This window comes from Sphingobacterium sp. (assembly GCF_032065005.1).
In the GTDB taxonomy this organism is placed as follows: domain Bacteria; phylum Bacteroidota; class Bacteroidia; order Sphingobacteriales; family Sphingobacteriaceae; genus Sphingobacterium.
The window spans coordinates 108,780-127,905 of record NZ_DAMBMM010000002.1; the positions used below are offsets into that span (position 1 = coordinate 108,780).

Here is a 19,126-nt window from a genome sequence, read left to right on the forward strand (position 1 = left end):
TATTATGTTTAACAAGCTTTGGGCAACTTTAGCCTTATGTTTGCTAGTACTTGCGAGCTTTGCTCAACAAAACTTCACTGTTAGGGTTTTAGACAAATCTGGAGCACCTGCAGATGCCGCAACTGTGTCCATCGACGGACAATCCAAATCCAGCAATAAAGACGGAATTGTCGTTTTTGACAATCTAAGCGCAGGCTTCCATGACTTAAAAATTTCTTTTATTGGTTATAAATCCGAGATTTTAAGAATAAATCCGAAAAATCAAGCTAATTTTTCCATTCAATTAAAAGACAATGTGTACGAATTCGAGGAAGTTTATGTAACAGCAACACGTGCGAAAGAAAATTCCGCGACTACCTTTAAAACCATCAATAAGGAAGACATCAAGAAAAATAACCTCGGACAAGATATTCCATATCTCTTAGACCAAACTCCTGGTGTCGTGATCGGTTCTGATGCAGGTGCTGGAATCGGATATACAAACATGACCATTCGTGGATCCGACAATGAACGCATCAATGTCACTTTGAATGGCATCCCTTTGAACAACCCTGAAAGCATGGGCTCCTTCTTTGTAAACCTTCCTGATTTTGCCTCCAGTACAGAGAGCATTCAGATTCAAAGAGGTATCGGAACTTCTACAAATGGCCCTGCGGCATTTGGAGCATCTTTAAACTTCCAGACAGACGCCCTGGAAACGAAGCCCTACCTAGAGTTCAATAACTCCTTTGGTTCCTATAACTCTTGGAAAAACACCTTAAAAGCTGGATCAGGACTGATCAACGATAAATTCGCATTTAATGCTAGGTTATCTAGGATCTCTTCGGATGGCTATGTAGATAGAGCTTCGTCCAATTTAAAATCTTTCTATGTTGATGCAGGCATGTATACGGATAAGCATACCTTAAAAGCCACCGTGTTTTCAGGTAAGGAAAAAACTTACCAAGCTTGGTACGGACTTGCTGAACCATTATTTACTGGCAATAAAGAAAGGATTGAGGAGTATGCCGATAACCTTTGGTTATTCGACGAAGAGCGTGAGAGATTCTTAAATGGAGATCGAAAATATAACTATTATACTTACGATAACCAGACGGATAACTATACGCAGACGCATGCCCATCTGAACTACTCCTACCGTCCTTCTGAAAAAATGACCTTCAATACGGCTCTTCACTATACCCGCGGCGCTGGATATTATGAAGAATTCAGACCAATGGATGGATTAGACCATTATGGAATTGATCCAGTAGTGGCAAACGGCAATACGATTAAAGATACCGATTTGATAAGGAGAAGGTGGTTGGACAATCATTTCTATGGCTTGACCTATTCCCTGCTCTATAAACCCTCCAACAACCTGAACTTCACTTTTGGTGGTGCTTATAACCAGTACAAAGGCGATCACTATGGTGAAGTAATCTGGGCAGATCAAGTTCCAGAGGATAAACTCAAGGACAGATACTACTTTAGCCATGCGAATAAAAATGACTTCAACTTTTACGCAAAGGCAGATTATAGACTAGAAAATTTCCTTTTCAATCTGGATGTCCAGTACAGGAACATAGTTTATAATGGAAAAGGCGATGATGATAAGATAAAAGACTTCACATTTGAGGACACCCACAACTTTATCAACCCAAAAGCAGGTGTTACATATTTCTTGAGCGGCAATTCCAACCTATACGCTTCTTACGCCTTTGCGAGCAAAGAGCCTACTAGAAACGATTATGTAGAAAACCCAATAGGTGCAATTCCGAAGACAGAGAAGATGCAGGATATTGAGGCTGGATACCGCTACAGAGCCGAAAACATCAATATCGGAGCAAACCTATATGCCATGCTTTATAAAGATCAGTTGATACCAACAGGGGCATTGAACGATGTGGGTTCTGCGGTAAGGATAAATGTAGACAAAAGTTATCGAATGGGATTTGAGCTTGATGGAAGTTGGAGAATCCATCCTAAATTCATTTGGTCAGCAACCGCGGCTTTATCGCAAAACAAGATCAAAAACTTTGTAGAAAACATCCCTGTTTATAGTGATGATTTCGATTTTGTGAAGTATGATTTGATTACGCATGAAACTACGGATATTGCAAAATCACCGGCAGTGGTCTTATCCAATAATTTTACCTATAAACCGATTGAATCATTAAGCTTCAGCTTTTTGAGCAAGTACATCTCGAGAATATACCTCGACAATACCTCCGAAGTGAACAGAAGCATCGCTCCTTCTTTCGTCAACAATTTCCAGGCGATCTATTCCTTCTCGGTATTTGGCCTTAAAAACGTAGACTTAAACCTGATGATCAACAATATCTTCAACGAAAAATATGCAACCTCAGGTTATACATACAGCATGATCATGGAATCTGTAGGAAAGAGAGATTATTTCAATTTCTATTATCCGCAGGCGGAAACCAATGCCATGCTAGGATTAAATATTAGATTTTAATAGTACCAAACCCCACAGAAGATGTCCTTTCGTTCATTCGGAAGGGCATTTTCGCTTTTTGGGCCTTTTGAAATCCGATTGCCCAATTGATTTTGCCAATACCGAATTAAATAATACTTTTAAGCCATGCGAGCAGTAATTCAAAGAGTGACCAATGCATCATGTACGGTAGACGATCAGATTACAGGACAAATTGAAGATGGTTTACTCGTTCTTTTGGGTGTAGAAGAAGAGGATTCAAAGGAAGACCTTCAATGGTTGGGACAGAAAATAGTCAATCTGAGGATATTTTCAGACCAACAAGGCTTAATGAACAAATCCGTTCAGGATATCCAAGGCAACATCCTATTGATATCCCAATTCACCTTATTTGCTCAGACCAAGAAAGGGAATCGCCCTTCTTTTATCCGTGCTGGCAAGCCCGACAAGGCAAAACCTATGTATGAAGAAATGGGAAAGTATCTATCAGACCTTCTGGGAAAGGAAGTACAAATGGGGATTTTCGGCGCTGACATGAAAATCGACCTCCGAAACGATGGTCCAGTTACCATAATCATGAATACCAAAGACAAAGACAACTTCTAAACACATACAAACATGACAATCAAAGAAGCTCAGGAAATTGTAGACCAATGGATCAGTACCACGGGAGTTCGTTACTTCAACGAACTGACCAATACTGCCATGCTAATGGAGGAAGTCGGCGAGGTAGCCCGCATTATGGCCAGAAAGTACGGTGAACAGTCTTTTAAAAAATCAGATGAGGAAGTCAACCTAGCAGATGAAATGGCCGATGTACTCTTTGTACTGATCTGTCTTGCGAATCAGACCGGTATAGACCTGACCTCTGCACTAGAAAAAAACCTTGACAAGAAAAATATGCGCGATGCAGATCGCCATAAAAATAATGAGAAGCTGAAAAGGTAGTATTGAGATGTGAGACATGAGATTTGAGATATTAACCTTTCTATCTCAAATCTCAGATCTCACATCTCATATCTAAAACTCAATCTCCGCATACAAAGGCAAATGATCCGAAGCATACTCTTCTTTGATCACTTGATACTTTTTCCAATTAAAATCCTGGTTCTTTAGCACCATGATATAATCGATTTCATTCTTTGTATTAACATTCGGAGATGTAGGCTGATTGGATGTCGTATTTCTTACAAAATATTTTTCAAGGATCTGAATTGGCTTAGACTCCGGTTTTGCATTCAAATCCCCTACCAAGATCAAAGGCTTTTTATATAGCTCCCCAAGCTCATTGATGAATTCCGCTTGCGCGATCCTGTTCTCTTCCTTTAGGTCCAGATGCGTATTAGCCAATGAAACGACCTTTCCTCCTGGCAACTCTACATCTACAATCGCCAAAGAACGATTTTCACTTTTCACAGGCATAGGAAGATCATATCTCCTTTTACCTACGATCTTATGTTTACTCAAGATCAAAATGCCATAATAGCCTTTCTCCAGGTCGATCCCTTTAGAGAAGAAATATTCAGTTCCTGTAAGTTCTGCAAGTTTCTCTGCCTGATTGACCATTTCCGAACGAGAGACGTTGATATCAACTTCCTGGATACCGATAATATCAGCATTCGCATCATTGATTACCTTTGCGATAGCTTCAATATCAATTTTCCCAGGAGTGGATGGTGGATTGGCATGGTGAATATTGTAGGTCAGGATTTTTACGGTTTGCGCTTTCAGTTGCATGGACACAAAAAGCAATAGGATCAGGCTCAGTATTCGCATAATTAAAAATTTGATTGAAGTTAATATAATTCATCTAATAATACCAATTTATTATCTTAGCGACATGAAAAAACCTAATTTGATTTATTTATTCTTTATCGTCTTTTTTCTGGGCTCTTGCTCAGTTAATCAACAGACTGCTTCCAACCAAACCGAATATGAAAATGGAGCAGTTGTGACGGCTCACCCAATTGCATCAGAGGTGGGAGTAGAGATTTTAAAAAAGGGCGGAAATGCTGTTGATGCAGCAATTGCTGTAAAATTTGCTCTAGCAGTAGTCTACCCTAATGCTGGAAACCTTGGGGGAGGTGGATTTATGGTGTTTCGTGGCAGAGATGGTTCGGTATCATCCCTTGACTTCCGCGAAAAAGCACCCCAAAAAGCTTCCAGAGACATGTACTTGGACAAAGATGGAAACCCTATTACAGACCTGAGTCTTTACGGACAATTGGCCTCTGGCGTACCGGGATCTGTTGCGGGGATGGATGCTGCCTACAAAAAATATGGCACTATCGCTTGGAAAGACTTGATTCAACCCGCCATCGACTTAGCAACGAAAGGCTTCCCGATCACCAAACAACAGGCTGGCGAATTCAACCGCTACAAAGCCCGTTTCCAAAAATTCAATCCTAATGGCGCTGCAATCATCCGCGATACGGAATGGAAAGAAGGCGACCTATTCGTACAATCTGAATTGGCTGAAACCTTGAAGCGTATTGCTGAACAAGGACGTGATGGCTTCTATAAGGGACAGACTGCCGAATACATCGTTGCAGAAATGAAACGTGGCAATGGAATCATCAGCTTAAAGGACCTTGAAGATTATCAGGCAAGCTGGAGAGATCCTATTGTAGGCACCTACAAAAACTATAAAGTGATTTCTATGCCTCCTCCTTCTAGCGGAGGGGTGGCTTTGATGGCATTATTGCAGTCCGTTGAGAAATACCCCCTTGCAAAATGGGGATTCCAACATGATAGCACCGTACGTGCCATGGTCGAGGCTGAACGTCGTGTATATGCAGACAGAGCTACCCACTTAGGTGACCCTGACTTTTACCGCGTACCGATCGCAAACCTGACCGATGCCAAATTCAACCAGGACCGTATGGCTAAGGTAAGCTTGGATAAAGCTACCCCTAGCGACCAGGTGAAAGCTGCCAAGTTCCCAGGTTACGAATCAGAAGAAACTACCCACTATAGCATCGTGGACAAGAATGGCAATGCCGTTTCCTTGACCACAACCATCAACGGTTCTTACGGATCCTGTGTCTGGGTAGATGGTGCAGGATTCCTATTGAACAATGAAATGGATGACTTCTCCGTAAAACCAGGTTCACCAAATATGTACGGCCTTCTTGGTGGTAAAGCAAACTCCATCGAACCCGGAAAAAGAATGCTTAGCGCCATGACGCCAACCATCATCGAAGAAGATGGAAAACTGAAAATGGTTGTTGGTACGCCAGGTGGTTCCACGATCATCACTTCGGTATTCCAAACCATCTTAAACGTATTGGAATTCGACATGACTGCACAAGAATCCGTGTCAGCAGCCCGTTTCCACCATCAATGGCAACCCGACGTAATCGACGTTGAAGAAAAAGCAATCAACGACAAAACACGCCAAAGCCTTGAAGAAGACGGTTACAAAATCAATAAAAGAGGTGCTATCGGCCGCGTAGAAAACATCGTTATCCTCAAAAACGGAAAACTCCAAACCGGAGCCGACCATAGAGGCGATGACCAAGCGAGGGGGTACTAAATCGTAGATATTAGAATTGAGATGTGAGATTTGAGATAGAATAAACTGTCAAAAATTTCATATCTCATTTAAGTTTACATCTTCCTTTAAATCTTCAAAAACTACTCGTTTGAAGGTTCTCAAATCTCATATCTCCCATCTCACATCTAGCCCTAATGATACCCCACATCATCCAGCTTGCCTTTAAATACCCTGAATTGGATGATAAAGTAAATGACTACCAGCAGGAAGGCTATCACGAACCAATTTACACCCACGGATAGGCCGTATTCATGGCCGGCGACATTGTAGACCGTTAGGGATGGATTGACGGAATTTGTTGATGGCAGTACATTTGGGAAGAGTGAAGCAACGGTCGTTGCAAAGCTTCCCAGGATAAACAAGGTAGAGAAAAGAAATCCCATACCATCTTTCTTAAATTTCTTGATCCAGAACTGACCTATCAAACCTACCCCAGCGATTACAGGAAAAATCCATAACCAGGCATGTCCGATTAGGTTATTGAGTGGAAATGGTTTTACATATTGCCATAAACCCGCTGTCAGGACCACTAAAAAAGCAAGGGCAATATTCAATTTGAAAATGATGCCTTTCAACCTTTGGTTCAAGCCAGTAGAGGTTTTGAGGATGATCCAGTTGGCACCATGAATGGTAAGCGTAAATACAGAAACAATACCCAATAAAATCGTAAACCAGTCAATGATGCCATGAACATCAGACATAGGATCTAGGGTGGGATTCCATAATTGCAGGAAGAAATAATGGGGTTCTTGTGTAGACACACCATTCTCTACCATGCCTAGATTCACTCCACGCACCACATTTCCCAATGCAGCCCCAAAGAAAAGGGCCAGAAACAGACTCGCCATGCCAAATGCCTTCTCCCAAAACCTTTCCCACAATTTATTATGGATCTGTCCACGAAGCTCCAAGCCAACCGCCCTAAAGATCAAAAACCATAGTACCAGCATCAATGGCAAGTAAAACCCACTGAAAGCCGATGCATATAAAGTAGGAAATGCGAAAAACAGAACACCTCCCGATGCAATCAACCAAACCTCATTGGCATCCCAAAAAGGACCGATTGCATTGCGGATGGCTGCCCGCTCCTCATCAGTTTTTGCAAATAAAAGATGAACAATACCAGCTCCAAAATCATATCCATCCAGTACCACGTACATGCCCAACATAAAGACCAAAATGATAAACCAAAACATTTCCATAAGCTATGATTTTAGTGCTAAATTAGTTTCAGGACCTTTTCTGATGATCTTCAATACCAGCATCAGGAACAGCAGACCCAATAAAATATACAGCCCTACAAACCCCAATAAAGTAAACAGGGTATTACCGGAAGAAACCGTAGGAGAGACTCCATCGACCATCCGCATCAGGTTGAAGACCAACCAGGGCTGTCTGCCCAGTTCTGCCGTGTACCAACCTGCCGTATTGGCGATATAGGGAAATGGAATCATAAACATCAAAACCCACAGGATCCATTTATTTTCATAAAGCTTTTTCCTCCACAAAAGAAATGCGGCAATCATCATGATCCCAATAAAGATGGTGCCCAATCCTGCCATGATATGATAACTATAGTATAAGCCAGGAACGTTTGTCGGGTGGATATCTTCATCAAATTCATTGAGCCCTTGAATGGTGGCATCCCAACGTTGATGGGTCAAGAAACTCAAAACCTTCGGCACAGCGATCTTATTATCAAGTTTTTTGTTCTCCATATCCGGCTGCCCGATTAATATAATCTCAGAGCCCCCAGTTTCGGTTTCAAAGATACCTTCCATGGCAGCAAAGGTAGCCGGCTGATGCTTTACCACATTCTTGGCCAACATATCCCCCGTTGGAAAAGCCACAGCAATCGAAGCTATCAAACCAAAAACAACGCCTGTCTTTAAAAATATCTTTCCATATTCCGCATGCAGATTGCTCAACAGGTAGAATGCTCCTACTGCCGAAACAAAGAATGCTGCAGTTACCAAAGACCCCGCTTGGTTGTGCAGGTAAGAAGGTAGCAACCAAGGATTGGTAAACAGTGCAGAAAAGTTGTTGAGCACAAACTTTCCGTTTTCCAAAATCTCATAGCCGACCGGATGCTGCATCCAGGAATGGGTCGCCAATATCAGGTAACCTGATGCCCACGAACCGATAAAGACCATCAGACCTGCTACGAAATGGAGCTTATGTCCCAAGAGTTTCTCCCCAAAAATAAACATCCCTAGAAAGGAGGACTCCAAGAAAAAGGAAAACATCCCCTCCATCGCCAAGGTCTGGCCAATTATCCCACCCGTCAATTCCGAAAACTTCGCCCAATTTGTCCCAAACTGGAACTCCATCGGAATCCCCGTCACCACTCCCATCGCAAAATTCAGCGCAAAGATCTTCATCCAGAACTTGGAAGCATCATTATAGATGATGTTATTGGTCCTTAGAAATCTCCATTTGAAATAAACGATCATGAGTGAAAGCCCCATGGTCAATTGCGGAAAGAGGTAGTGAAAGGTAATGGTAAATGCGAATTGCAGGCGGTTGTAGAGGATCATATCTTCCATTAGACAATCAGTTTTGTGGTCGAACTTTCCTTAAAATTAAGGCATTGCAACTGCAAATCAAACAAATATTAATAAAATACCATATTTGCCTGAATTAAGTCTTTTCGATGAAAATTTCTTAGCTGAATGCATCAACAGGATTCCATTGACGTTAATCTTCGAGGTATTTGTCCCCTATCTGTTTATTGGCCTTAGCGCCAAGTGTCTTTAACTGTTCTATTTTCCGAATCACATTGCCAGATCCTGAACTGAGCTTCTTCATGGCCTCATCATGCTTGTCCGCGGCTTTTTGGATCATCCCCTGAAGCTGATCCATATCATTCAGGAAACCGACAAACTTATCATACAACAATCCCGCTTCCTTCGCGATCTCCAGAACATTCCTATTCTGCCTTTCCTGTTTCCAAACACTGGCAATTGTCCTCAACGTGGCCAAAAGTGTCGAAGGGCTCACGATCACCACACGTCTATCCCATGCCTCACTGAAGAGCTCAGGTTTAAAGTTTACCGCTAGGCTTAGCGAAGACTCAATGGGAATGAACAGTAAAACGAAATCTGGCGATTGTATGCCATATAGCGAATGGTAATCCTTGGCAGATAGTTCCCTAACATGGTTCTCGACGGATTGTACATGCTGCTTAACGAAAATCAGCCGATCCTCCTCGGTATCTGCATTTACAGCCCGTTCGTAGGCCAGCAATGATAATTTGGCATCGACAATCAAATGCTTCTCATCGGGTAAATAGATCACGGCATCAGGTTGAAACCTTCTGCCATCCGCCTCCTGCACGGAAGCCTGAAGTTTATATTCTTGGTCCTTGATCAGCCCCGAGCGCTCCAATACACGCTCTAAAATAACCTCGCCCCAATTCCCTTGCTTCTTATTATCCCCTTTCAGCGCCCTGGCCAAGTTATTTGCCTCATCCTTGATCTGTATGCTCTGCTGCATCAATTGTTCCACTACGCCCTTCAGAACATTGCGCTCAGCCGATTCCTGCTGATAAGACTTCTCCACCTTCTCCTCAAAGGTTTTGATCTTCTCTTTAAGGGGATCCAATACTTGCGAAATATTCTGCTGGTTCAACTGCGTAAATTTGAAAGATTTTTCTTCCAAAATCTTATTGGCCATGACCTGAAACTCATTGTGGAATTGGACTTTCATGTTTTCCATTTCCTGCCTTTGCTCCGCAAATTTCTCTTGTTGTGCCTGTAGGTAGGCATTCGTCCCTTCCAAACTCCGTTCTACACTTTGCCTTGCCATGCTTTCTTCCCGCAGTTCACTGGACAGGCGGTCTCGATCGGCAATCAAGATCTTTTCACGCTCCTGAATTTTGGCAAATTCCAATTGGAGGTCTTTGGCAGCATCCTGCATCCTATTATGCTCTTCCCGAGACACAGCCCTTGCATTGCGCCAAATAAGGAAGGCACAGATAGCAACAAGGACGATAAGGGAAACAAGATAGACAACTTCCACGCTATTCAGATTGATAAACTATATGATTACTGTAGTTTCTGATGGGTTTTCCACCATAGATCCGGCATTTCACCAGCAACTGCCATTTGATAATCCTCATAACGGCATGGCACTAGGTAAAAACGTTCATTGACAGATTTTGAGCCAAAGTAAGGAACCTGCATCCACCAACGGTCAGATTTTTTGCTCTTCACAAAAACCAACTCATAGTCCTCAGCTTCCAAAGTGGTTCTGTAGATGATATAATTAGATTTCGGATACATCGGAGCATCCTTTTTACGGCTATAGAACCCATCAATGAAACACCAGATCATCTGGGCGATCAGCATGCCTGTCTGGCCCATCGGATCAAAGGTCGGGTTGTATTCATAGATTCCAAAAGAGCTGCATTTATCGGACATCCCAGCATATCTTGACAATTGACAGGCCTCATCACCATATAATCCATTAGGCCCTGCATTTGCATTTCCGCAAGCTTCTGAAGCTCGAATGGCACCAATGTCAAAACTGACCATATCCGCCGAACGGATAATAGGCTCTGCTTGGTCCAGCTTGCCCGAAAAGCTTCCCAATCGCATGGCATTGAAAAACAATTTATCATACATATTGATCGACTCTTTGCTCACTAGATAAGTCTGAAAACCAATATTGCTAAGATTGAACAAATAATCTGGCTGATGTAAGATCAAATGGTTAAGATAGGTCTGCGAATTCAAAGGCATATCCTCGGCATTCTCCTGATCCAGGTCAAACCTAGAATCGATGACAGCAACATCTACACGTTGCTCCAGATTCTCATACGAAGTATATTGCGCATAGGTCAGATCCTGTCCGCCGCCAATCAGTATAGGAAGGATATCTTTTTTCATCAATTCTTCCATGACCAACTTTACGGCCACATAGGTATCCTTTACCGTTGCTCCTGCTTTTATGTTCCCTAGGTCGGCGATCTTCACCGTATAATCCCCTTGATAGAGATCATAAAGATGCTTGCGGACCATGTCCGGTGCTTTTTGCGTTCCGTTGTTGTTGACTGCTGACCGTCCTTCTTCCACACCAAAAATAGCAATCTGCGGATAGCCCGTTTCCTCATCCCATTGCGGAAATACATCCGTATATTTTTCGATGGAATGACCGAATTGGGAGTTGTAATATTCTGTTGGAAGACCTAATTCTTTTAGGGAGATGGGTGATAAAAAATCAGCTAAAGTCATATTGATTGTCTAATTCCTCAAATTTTATTGAGTTTATCCTATTGTATTTAGCAAATATGCATTTATTAACTTACTTTTGAACTACATAATTTTTCAACAATAAGTTAGGAAGTGATATTAGTAACAGGCGGAACAGGTTTTTTAGGGTCTACATTATTGCAGTACCTCATTGATGAGGGGCATAGTGTGATTGCTTTGAAAAGATCGACCTCCATTATTCCTGACCCCTTAAAGTCCTCATCACTCATCCAATGGGTGGATGCTGAGATAACGGATTATTTCGCTCTCGAGGACATCATCCCTAAAGTCGATCAAGTTTATCACTGTGCAGCTAAGGTTTCTTACCAAAAGGAAGATGCCGCTGAGATCATGGACACAAACGTTGAGGGTACCAAACACATTGTCAATCTCTGCTTGGAACATCAAAAAAGATTGCTCCATGTCAGCTCGATTGCCGCTTTGGGATTCAGCAAAAAAGGACTCCCGGTAACCGAAAATGACAAATGGGAATTTAACCCTAAGATCTCCAAATATTCATTGGCCAAGTACGAAAGTGAAATGGAAGTCTGGAGAGGGGTCGCCGAGGGATTGGACGCTGTGATTGTCAATCCATCCGTTATCATGGGTATTGGCTGGAGCGAAAAAGGATCGCGTGCCATTTTCAACATGGTAAATAAAGGGAACAAGATCTATCCTTTAGGTTCTGTCGGAATCGTCGATGTTACCGATGTGGCAAAGATCATGATCCTCCTGATGAATTCTGATATTTCCGGCGAAAGGTTTATCCTCAATGCTGAGAACATCAGTAACCAAGATTTGCTGACCAAGATCAGTGAAATGATGAACAAGCCCGCACCACATATCAAGGCAACCTCACTGATGCTTTCCGTGGCTTGGCGGTTAGCAAAATTAGGGGCTGTGATCAGCGGGAAGAAACCTGCCTTGACCAAAGAGTCTGCACGCGCAGCAAACAGTAAATTACAATACGACAATTCCAAGATAAGGGAAACATTGGGCTATACATTTAAACCTCTAGATCAAACCCTAAGAGAAGTATGTGAAGCCTATTATATATAGCAACAATCTAAACGTAACATACAGTGAAAAACTATTACATCATAGACTTCGATAGCACTTTCACCCAAGTCGAAGCCCTAGACGAATTAGCAAGGATATCCTTAGAAAACCATCCTGACCAAGAGAAAATTTACAACGAAATCGAGCGCTTCACCAATTTGGCTATGGAAGGCAAGATCTCTTTCCGTGAAAGCTTGGCAGGACGTGTAAGTTTATTGCAGGCTAACCGTCAACATTTGGACAAACTGATCGCTCACCTAAAAAAGAAAGTTTCCAAATCTTTCAGTAGAAACAAGGACTTCTTTAGAGAGAATTCGGATACCGCTTGGATCGTTTCCGGTGGGTTCAAGGAATTTATCACCCCTGTAGTCAGTCCGTACCATATCAAAAAAGAAAATATCTACGCCAATACCTTCAAATTTGACGCTGATGGAAATATCATCGGTTATGATGAAGCCAACCCCCTATCGGATGAAGGAGGAAAGGTAAAGCTCTTAAAACAGCTCAATATCGAAGGTCGGATCTTTGGAATCGGTGATGGGTATTCAGACTTCCAATTAAAGGAATCAGGCTTGATCGAAAAGTTCTATGCCTTTACCGAGAACATTTCCAGGCAGTCGGTAACCGATAAAGCGGATCATATCGCACCAAGTTTTGATGAATTCCTTTATGTAAATGATCTCCCTAGAGCTATCTCCTACCCAAAGAACAGGATCTTATGTCTTATTGTAGGGGATGTTCCTGAAATAGCGGCGCATATCTTGAAAAGGGATGGATTCTCCATCCGTGTCAAGGAGACCTTGGAAGAGAAATATGTGAAGGATGTTGGCATGCTGTTATTGGGCAACGGAGAAACCATAGCTGATGATGTACTATCAAGAGCAGATAAATTAAAAACTATCGGTTATCTAGGCGATGTAAAGGGACATATCTCAAAAGCGATCTGTACGGAAAAAGGAATTGTGGTTTTTGACGACAAAAAGAACAAAAAGAGAAATGCGGAATTTATCCCTCGACGTATGGCTGATTTCATCAACAATGGTGATACAGATCAAAGCAGGAATTTCCCTAACCTAACCCTTCCGGGTTTGACAAGGGCGCACCGTCTACTGCACATCCATAAGAACGTCCCTGGTATCATGGCACAGATCAACAAGATCTACGCAGAGAACAATATCAATATCTTTTCTCAATTCTTGATGACGAGAGGTGAAATAGGTTATGCGGTAACTGACATCGATGCTGCTTACGATAAACAAATGTTAAGGCAATTGAAGCAGGTCGATAACACGATAAAATTCAGGATTTTATATAAGTAAAGAAAGTTTTTGTCTAAAAAGCATGGATAAACTAATGTTTTGGGTTTGCCAAAACCGAATGCCGACAATAGCATTACAGGGAGTAAATAACGAAAATTGTTTATTTAGCTTTTTAGACAAACTTTCTTTTATTTTCAGGAAACAACAGACTGAAAATGCCTAGGAGTTCCATCTCCATATTTTCCATTCAAGCCTAGGCTCAAATAAATTTTTGCTATCTATTATTATTTTTAACGTTGTAGCGTATTATAAAATTGTATTTATGCTGCCATTTTTTCTATTAGAGAAAATAAAAACTGCTTAAAAACAATAAGTTTTTCCCGGAGTAAAAACCAGTTCGATAGGAACATCCCATTCCCCGATATCTTCGATTAAATCCACGGGAGGAAAGTAGGAAATCCCTGTCCTTAGCACCGAAGCATTACAGCTGGCAAAAAAACGGTCATAAAAGCCTTTACCATAGCCTATCCGGTTCCCAAAATGATCCACAACCAACAGTGGAGCCAAAACAGCCTCAATTTTTCCGGTTTCAACTTCTATCGCCCCCTCTGGCTCTGGAATCCCCCAAGCATTATGGACGAGCTGGGTGTCCGAATTAAAGATGTAATGCTTTAATTGATGGGTTTCAAAGTCAGATTTTGAAATTACGATCTGGGTATGGGGATAATGCTCCCAAATCCAATGGATAAACTTGATCGTATCATATTCCTTGAATTTAGCGATGGCTAGATAGCAATGTAAATAGGAAATCTTGGACCAATCATAAGAGGTCAATTCCTGGAAGATCAACTGATCCAGTTCGGCCACTTCCGCCGCGGTCAGTTCATTCCTTTTTTGTTTATATGTTGCCCTTAAATCTGCTTTTTTCATGCTTGGATAAAAAAAACGGCCTTGAAGCATGGGAGCTAACAAGACCGAATAATCAACCTAAACCTAAGATCTTATTTTACACGTTCCATGTAATCACCGGTACGTGTATCCACTTTTACTCTATCACCTTGATTAATGAACAGAGGAACACGGATCTCTACGCCAGTCTCTACAGTAGCATTTTTCAATGCGTTCGTTGAGGTATCACCTTTCACTGCAGGCTCTGTATACGTGATCTCCAATTCCACACTCGCAGGAGTTTGGGCCATAATAGCCTCTTCACTCTCAAATGCCACGATAACGTTCATTCCTTCTTTTAAGAAACGAGCTGAATCACCAAAAAGAACTTTTGGAATATTGAATTGCTCGTAGGTCTCGTTATCCATCACCACGAAAAATTCCCCGTCCTCATATAAATATTGGTAGTCATTGGTCTCTACACGAGCAATTTCTACCTCTTCATCTGTTCTAAATCTGTATTCTACTAATTTTCCAGTCTTAACATTACGCATTCTTGCTTGATAGAATGCACGCAAGTTTCCCGGGGTACGGTGAATGTATTCCTCTACCGATACTAATTCCCCATTGAAACGAAGTATATTTCCACTCTTAACGTCTGAAGCTTTTGCCATATTTTTAATAATTTCTTTCGCAAAAATATAAAATCTCTTCCATGTTTCCAATGAAAGACCAGTCCTTCCCTACTTATAGCTCATGATCTGCAATTGCTCATCACAGAAGTTATATTCATGCTCTTGATTGGATCCGATTACAAGGATACGATCGGACTTGGTCTTTTCGATCAAGTTCAGGTACCATTGTTCACCCTCTTTATCTAGATTGCTTGTAGGTTCATCCAAGAATAGCAATTTACTTTGAGAACAACAAGCCAAAATCAATTTAACCCTCTGTTTCATTCCCGATGAAAAATGGCGGATGTCCTTTTCAAAGGTATTTTTCGCAAAGCCTAAGGTATCCTTGATTCGTGCCATATTAAAGCCGGGTAGGTAATCCTTGAACTTGAAATGGAATTCCAACATCTCATTCAACGAGAATTCCTCGATCAACTCTACATAGGGCGCAGCAAGGCTTATCTTTTGAAAAATCTGCTCTATTTGCTGTTCCTGACCTCCTTCTTCAAACTTTAGTGTCCCTTCGCTTGCCGTTAGCGCGCCGGTGATCACTTTGATGAGGGTGGATTTCCCTGATCCATTCGGACCTAGGATAGCATAGCTCTTTCCAAAAGAAAAGGTATAATCGAGATGTCTAAAAATCCATTCCCTATTATACCTCCTACCAATATCTTGTAAAATTATATTCAAATAGTCGTATTGTTTAAATTTATATTCCAGATCGTCCTTGACCAAATCCTTTGACAACTCCTCGGTTGGATGCTCGTACAAAGCCAAGGATCTCATCCCGTATTTCGGTAGCCTTAAATTCTGCCTCCACAATATCCAATGCCTTACCTAAATTACTGTGCTGTACAAAAAGTACCCTATAGATACCTTGGATCTCATTGATCTGCTCGTTGGTATAGCCTCTTCTTCTCAATCCCACAGAATTGATACCTGCATAGGAAATAGGTTCCCTAGCAGCTTTTATATAAGGTGGGACATCCTTTCTGACCAAGGTACCTCCAGTCACAAAGGCATGCGAACCGATCTTACAGAACTGATGTACGGCAACCATACCCGCCAAAACAACATAATCTCCTACGGTTATGTGTCCAGCCAAGGTACTTGAATTTGAAAAGATACAGTTATCGCCTACAAAACAATCATGGGCGATATGGCTATATGCTTGAATCAAACAGTTCTTTCCGATTACGGTACGGTATCGGTCCTTTGTTCCTCTATTGATGGTCACACACTCACGGATGGTCGTATTGTCGCCAATCTCAGCCGTCGTGATCTCACCTTCAAACTTTAAATCCTGAGGTTCCCCAGATATAACAGCTCCAGGAAAAATCCTGCAATTTTTCCCAATTCGTGCACCATTCATAATGGTTACATTCGAGCCTATCCAAGTTCCCTCGCCAATCTCCACATCCTTATGGATGGTAGAGAACGGCTCAATAACCACATTCTGTGCAATCTTTGCCTCAGGATGTATATATGATAATGGTTGAATCATTCTTATTTAATTATCCTTTGACCTTTACTATCTGGGCCATTAATTCTGCTTCACTTACCACCTTGTCACCTACCATACCAACTCCTTTCATCCTCGCAATTCCTCTACGGATTGGCTCCAATAACTCACAAGTGAAAATTACGGTATCCCCTGGCACTACTTGGTTCTTGAATCTCGCATTCTCGATCTTCAGGAACAAGGTCAACCAGTTTTCTGGGTCTGGGACAGTATTCAACACCAAGATCCCTCCTGTTTGGGCCATTGCTTCAATTTGCAATACCCCAGGGAATAATGGTGCGCCTGGAAAATGACCCATGAAAAGATCCTCGTTCATCGTTACGTTCTTCAATCCTACCACATGAGTCTGCGACAGTTCCAAGATCTTGTCGATCATCAAGAATGGCTGACGATGTGGTAAAATATTCATGATTTGAACCGTATCGTAAACCGGAGGCGTATTCGGGTCATAAACTTTTACATTCTTTTTGTTCTTTTCACGCTTGATCTGCCCTTTTATACGTTTGGCAAATGCTACGTTGGCTGCATGTCCAGGACGCGCTGCCATAATATGTCCTTTGATAGGTTTCCCTACTAAAGCCAAATCACCGATCATGTCCAACAGCTTATGTCTTGCTGGCTCATTTTGGTATCGCAAGGATATATTGTTCAAGATACCCTCTTGTGCCACCTCAACGCGTTTATGGAATAGATCCTGTAATTTATCCAATTCACCTTCCGATACTTCCTTATCTACAATAACGATCGCATTGGACAAATCGCCACCTTTAATCAAGTTTTGGCTTACCAATGCCTCTAATTCATGTAAGAAACAAAAAGTACGGGATCCAGCAATCTCCTTGCTGAATTCATCCAAGTCACTGATAGAAGCATGTTGACTGCCCAATACCGGGGAATTAAAGTCAATCATACAGGTGATGCGGTAACCATCAACTGGCATCGCAACAATCTCTACCTTGTTCTCTGGATCGGTATAGTGAATATTATCAGTTACTTCAAAGAAATCACGGTCTGCATCCTGGTCTTGAAATCCAACCTCTTGGATCTTCTCGATAAAGATGGCCGAACTTCCGTCCAAGATCGGCACCTCAGGAGCGTCGATCTCAATCAATACATTATCTAATTGCAAGCCTACCAATGCTGCCATCAAATGTTCGATGGTACTTACAGAAGCGCCGTTTTGAGAAATTGTAGTTCCCCGCGCAGTGTTGCTCACATTATCAACATCTACACTTACAATTGGTTGACCCTCTAAATCTACTCGTTTGAATTTGTACCAGTGGTTTTCTGCAGCTGGTTTCAAGGTCACATTCACTTGTTTACCAGTATGAAGACCCACGCCCGAAAAATGGACGTCAGATTTAATGGTTCTCTGTTTTACATTCATATCTAACATTAGTATTTTGCAAAAAAATTATCTTGTAAAGTTAGCTATTATTTTTTTCATTTAATTGCTTTTCTAACTCCGCAATGCGTTTTTCAAGCTCTGGAAGCTTGGAATAAAGCACCTGCGAACGCAGCTCATTGCTGTATGGAAATGCTGGGCTCCCACCCCATTTCTTATTCTCTTCCAATATCGACCGGTTGATTCCAGATTGGGCCTGAACTTGACTGCCCTTGGCAATGCTGATATGACCAACCACACCTACCTGACCCCCTAAAACCACATTCTCACCAATCTTTGTACTTCCGGATATCCCTGTCTGCGCAGCGATAACCGTATTTGACCCTACCTCTACATTATGGGCAATCTGAATCAAGTTGTCCAATTTCACACCTTTCAATATGCGGGTAGAACCTAAGGTTGCTCTATCGATAACGGTATTCGCCCCAATCTCTACATCATCCTCTATAATGACATTCCCAATCTGAGGGATCTTTTCATAAGAACCGTCCTCCTTGGGAGCAAATCCAAAACCATCACTTCCTATGACTGATCCAGCATGGATGATGACCCGATTTCCAATGATGCAATCTTTATAAACCTTTACCCCCGGCAATAAAACACTATGATCTCCGATCTTTACATCATCAGCAATATACACTTGAGGATAGATCTTCACTTGGTTACCAATGACTACATTCTTTCCGATATAGCTGAAAGCTCCTATATAAGGATTTTGGCCGATGCTTGAACTTTCATGGATAAAAACCTGTTCATCGATTCCACTTCTTTCATTCCTCATCTCATCATACAGCTTCAACAATTCCGTAAAAGCAGTATATGCATTCTTAACTCGGATAAGGGTGGCCTTCACTGTTTTCTGCAAGGCTAGATCCTCATTGATCACGATAATCCCTGCCTCTGTATCGTATATAAAGTGTTCGTACTTCGGATTCGCCAAAAAAGTCAAGCTCTTAGGACCAGCCTCCTCAATTTTGGATAACTGATCGACTAAGGTGTCAGGATTCCCTTCTACCTGTCCTTTCAATAAGGTCGCTATTTGTTCCGCGGTAAATTGCATTAAGTAATACTTGT

General features: G+C 41.8%; 17 protein-coding genes. 6 read left to right on the forward strand and 11 right to left on the reverse strand.

What is annotated here, in order from left to right; all coding sequences use genetic code 11:
• The first annotated feature begins 4 nt into the window (after positions 1 to 4).
• From RT138_RS03205 to RT138_RS03215, 3 genes are all read left to right on the forward strand, one after another.
• The gene (locus RT138_RS03205) at positions 5 to 2,458 is read left to right on the forward strand and encodes a TonB-dependent receptor (protein WP_313189498.1); all 2,454 of its coding nucleotides are present in this window, start codon (positions 5 to 7) and stop codon (positions 2,456 to 2,458) included.
• A 126-nt stretch (positions 2,459 to 2,584) separates the two neighbouring features.
• Entirely contained in the window at positions 2,585 to 3,043 is a 459-nt protein-coding gene (gene dtd / locus RT138_RS03210; protein WP_313189499.1) for a D-aminoacyl-tRNA deacylase, read from the forward strand.
• A gap of 12 nt (positions 3,044 to 3,055) precedes the next feature.
• Positions 3,056 to 3,385, forward strand: coding sequence for a nucleotide pyrophosphohydrolase (locus tag RT138_RS03215; protein ID WP_313189500.1), 330 nt, complete (start codon positions 3,056 to 3,058; stop codon positions 3,383 to 3,385).
• 72 nt (positions 3,386 to 3,457) lie between these two features.
• On the opposite strand, the gene RT138_RS03220 is transcribed toward RT138_RS03215, so the two are convergent.
• Complete coding sequence (locus RT138_RS03220; RefSeq protein WP_185213910.1) at positions 3,458 to 4,213, reverse strand: endonuclease/exonuclease/phosphatase family protein; 756 nt, start codon at positions 4,211 to 4,213, stop codon at positions 3,458 to 3,460.
• A gap of 64 nt (positions 4,214 to 4,277) precedes the next feature.
• Here RT138_RS03220 and ggt point away from each other — a divergent pair, with 64 nt between their 5' ends.
• Positions 4,278 to 5,972, forward strand: a complete 1,695-nt coding sequence (ggt, locus tag RT138_RS03225) for a gamma-glutamyltransferase (RefSeq protein WP_313189501.1) — start codon at positions 4,278 to 4,280, stop codon at positions 5,970 to 5,972.
• Between the two features lie 152 nt (positions 5,973 to 6,124).
• Here ggt and cydB read toward each other — a convergent pair whose 3' ends face one another.
• The 4 genes from cydB to RT138_RS03245 all read right to left on the reverse strand — a co-directional run bounded on the left by cydB (position 6,125) and on the right by RT138_RS03245 (position 11,227).
• Complete coding sequence (cydB, locus tag RT138_RS03230) at positions 6,125 to 7,195, reverse strand: cytochrome d ubiquinol oxidase subunit II (protein WP_313189502.1); 1,071 nt, start codon at positions 7,193 to 7,195, stop codon at positions 6,125 to 6,127.
• Positions 7,196 to 7,198: 3 nt separating this feature from the next.
• On the reverse strand, positions 7,199 to 8,539 hold the full coding sequence (locus RT138_RS03235) for a cytochrome ubiquinol oxidase subunit I (protein ID WP_313189503.1): 1,341 nt from the start codon (positions 8,537 to 8,539) through the stop codon (positions 7,199 to 7,201).
• A gap of 151 nt (positions 8,540 to 8,690) precedes the next feature.
• Positions 8,691 to 10,013, reverse strand: coding sequence for a DNA recombination protein RmuC (locus RT138_RS03240; protein WP_313189504.1), 1,323 nt, complete (start codon positions 10,011 to 10,013; stop codon positions 8,691 to 8,693).
• A 26-nt stretch (positions 10,014 to 10,039) separates the two neighbouring features.
• Positions 10,040 to 11,227 carry a formimidoylglutamase gene (locus tag RT138_RS03245; protein WP_313189505.1) on the reverse strand — a complete coding sequence of 396 codons (1,188 nt, stop codon included), beginning with the start codon at positions 11,225 to 11,227 and terminating at the stop codon, positions 10,040 to 10,042.
• 111 nt (positions 11,228 to 11,338) lie between these two features.
• Between RT138_RS03245 and RT138_RS03250 the strand changes: the two genes are divergently transcribed.
• Together RT138_RS03250 and RT138_RS03255 are read left to right on the forward strand one after the other, a co-directional pair.
• Positions 11,339 to 12,304, forward strand: coding sequence for an NAD-dependent epimerase/dehydratase family protein (locus RT138_RS03250; RefSeq protein ID WP_313189506.1), 966 nt, complete (start codon positions 11,339 to 11,341; stop codon positions 12,302 to 12,304).
• 23 nt (positions 12,305 to 12,327) lie between these two features.
• On the forward strand, positions 12,328 to 13,623 hold the full coding sequence (locus tag RT138_RS03255) for an HAD-IB family phosphatase (protein ID WP_185213903.1): 1,296 nt from the start codon (positions 12,328 to 12,330) through the stop codon (positions 13,621 to 13,623).
• Positions 13,624 to 13,923: 300 nt separating this feature from the next.
• On the opposite strand, the gene RT138_RS03260 is transcribed toward RT138_RS03255, so the two are convergent.
• From RT138_RS03260 to lpxD, 6 genes are all read right to left on the reverse strand, one after another.
• The gene (locus RT138_RS03260) at positions 13,924 to 14,493 is read right to left on the reverse strand and encodes a 5-formyltetrahydrofolate cyclo-ligase (protein ID WP_313189507.1); all 570 of its coding nucleotides are present in this window, start codon (positions 14,491 to 14,493) and stop codon (positions 13,924 to 13,926) included.
• A gap of 71 nt (positions 14,494 to 14,564) precedes the next feature.
• On the reverse strand, positions 14,565 to 15,125 hold the full coding sequence (gene efp / locus RT138_RS03265) for an elongation factor P (protein ID WP_185213901.1): 561 nt from the start codon (positions 15,123 to 15,125) through the stop codon (positions 14,565 to 14,567).
• A gap of 69 nt (positions 15,126 to 15,194) precedes the next feature.
• Positions 15,195 to 15,815, reverse strand: coding sequence for an ATP-binding cassette domain-containing protein (locus RT138_RS03270; RefSeq protein WP_313189508.1), 621 nt, complete (start codon positions 15,813 to 15,815; stop codon positions 15,195 to 15,197).
• Between the two features lie 19 nt (positions 15,816 to 15,834).
• On the reverse strand, positions 15,835 to 16,629 hold the full coding sequence (gene lpxA, locus RT138_RS03275) for an acyl-ACP--UDP-N-acetylglucosamine O-acyltransferase (RefSeq protein WP_185213899.1): 795 nt from the start codon (positions 16,627 to 16,629) through the stop codon (positions 15,835 to 15,837).
• Between the two features lie 10 nt (positions 16,630 to 16,639).
• On the reverse strand, positions 16,640 to 18,034 hold the full coding sequence (locus RT138_RS03280) for a bifunctional UDP-3-O-[3-hydroxymyristoyl] N-acetylglucosamine deacetylase/3-hydroxyacyl-ACP dehydratase (RefSeq protein ID WP_313189509.1): 1,395 nt from the start codon (positions 18,032 to 18,034) through the stop codon (positions 16,640 to 16,642).
• A gap of 40 nt (positions 18,035 to 18,074) precedes the next feature.
• Positions 18,075 to 19,112, reverse strand: coding sequence for a UDP-3-O-(3-hydroxymyristoyl)glucosamine N-acyltransferase (gene lpxD / locus RT138_RS03285; RefSeq protein ID WP_313189510.1), 1,038 nt, complete (start codon positions 19,110 to 19,112; stop codon positions 18,075 to 18,077).
• Positions 19,113 to 19,126 lie beyond the last annotated feature (14 nt).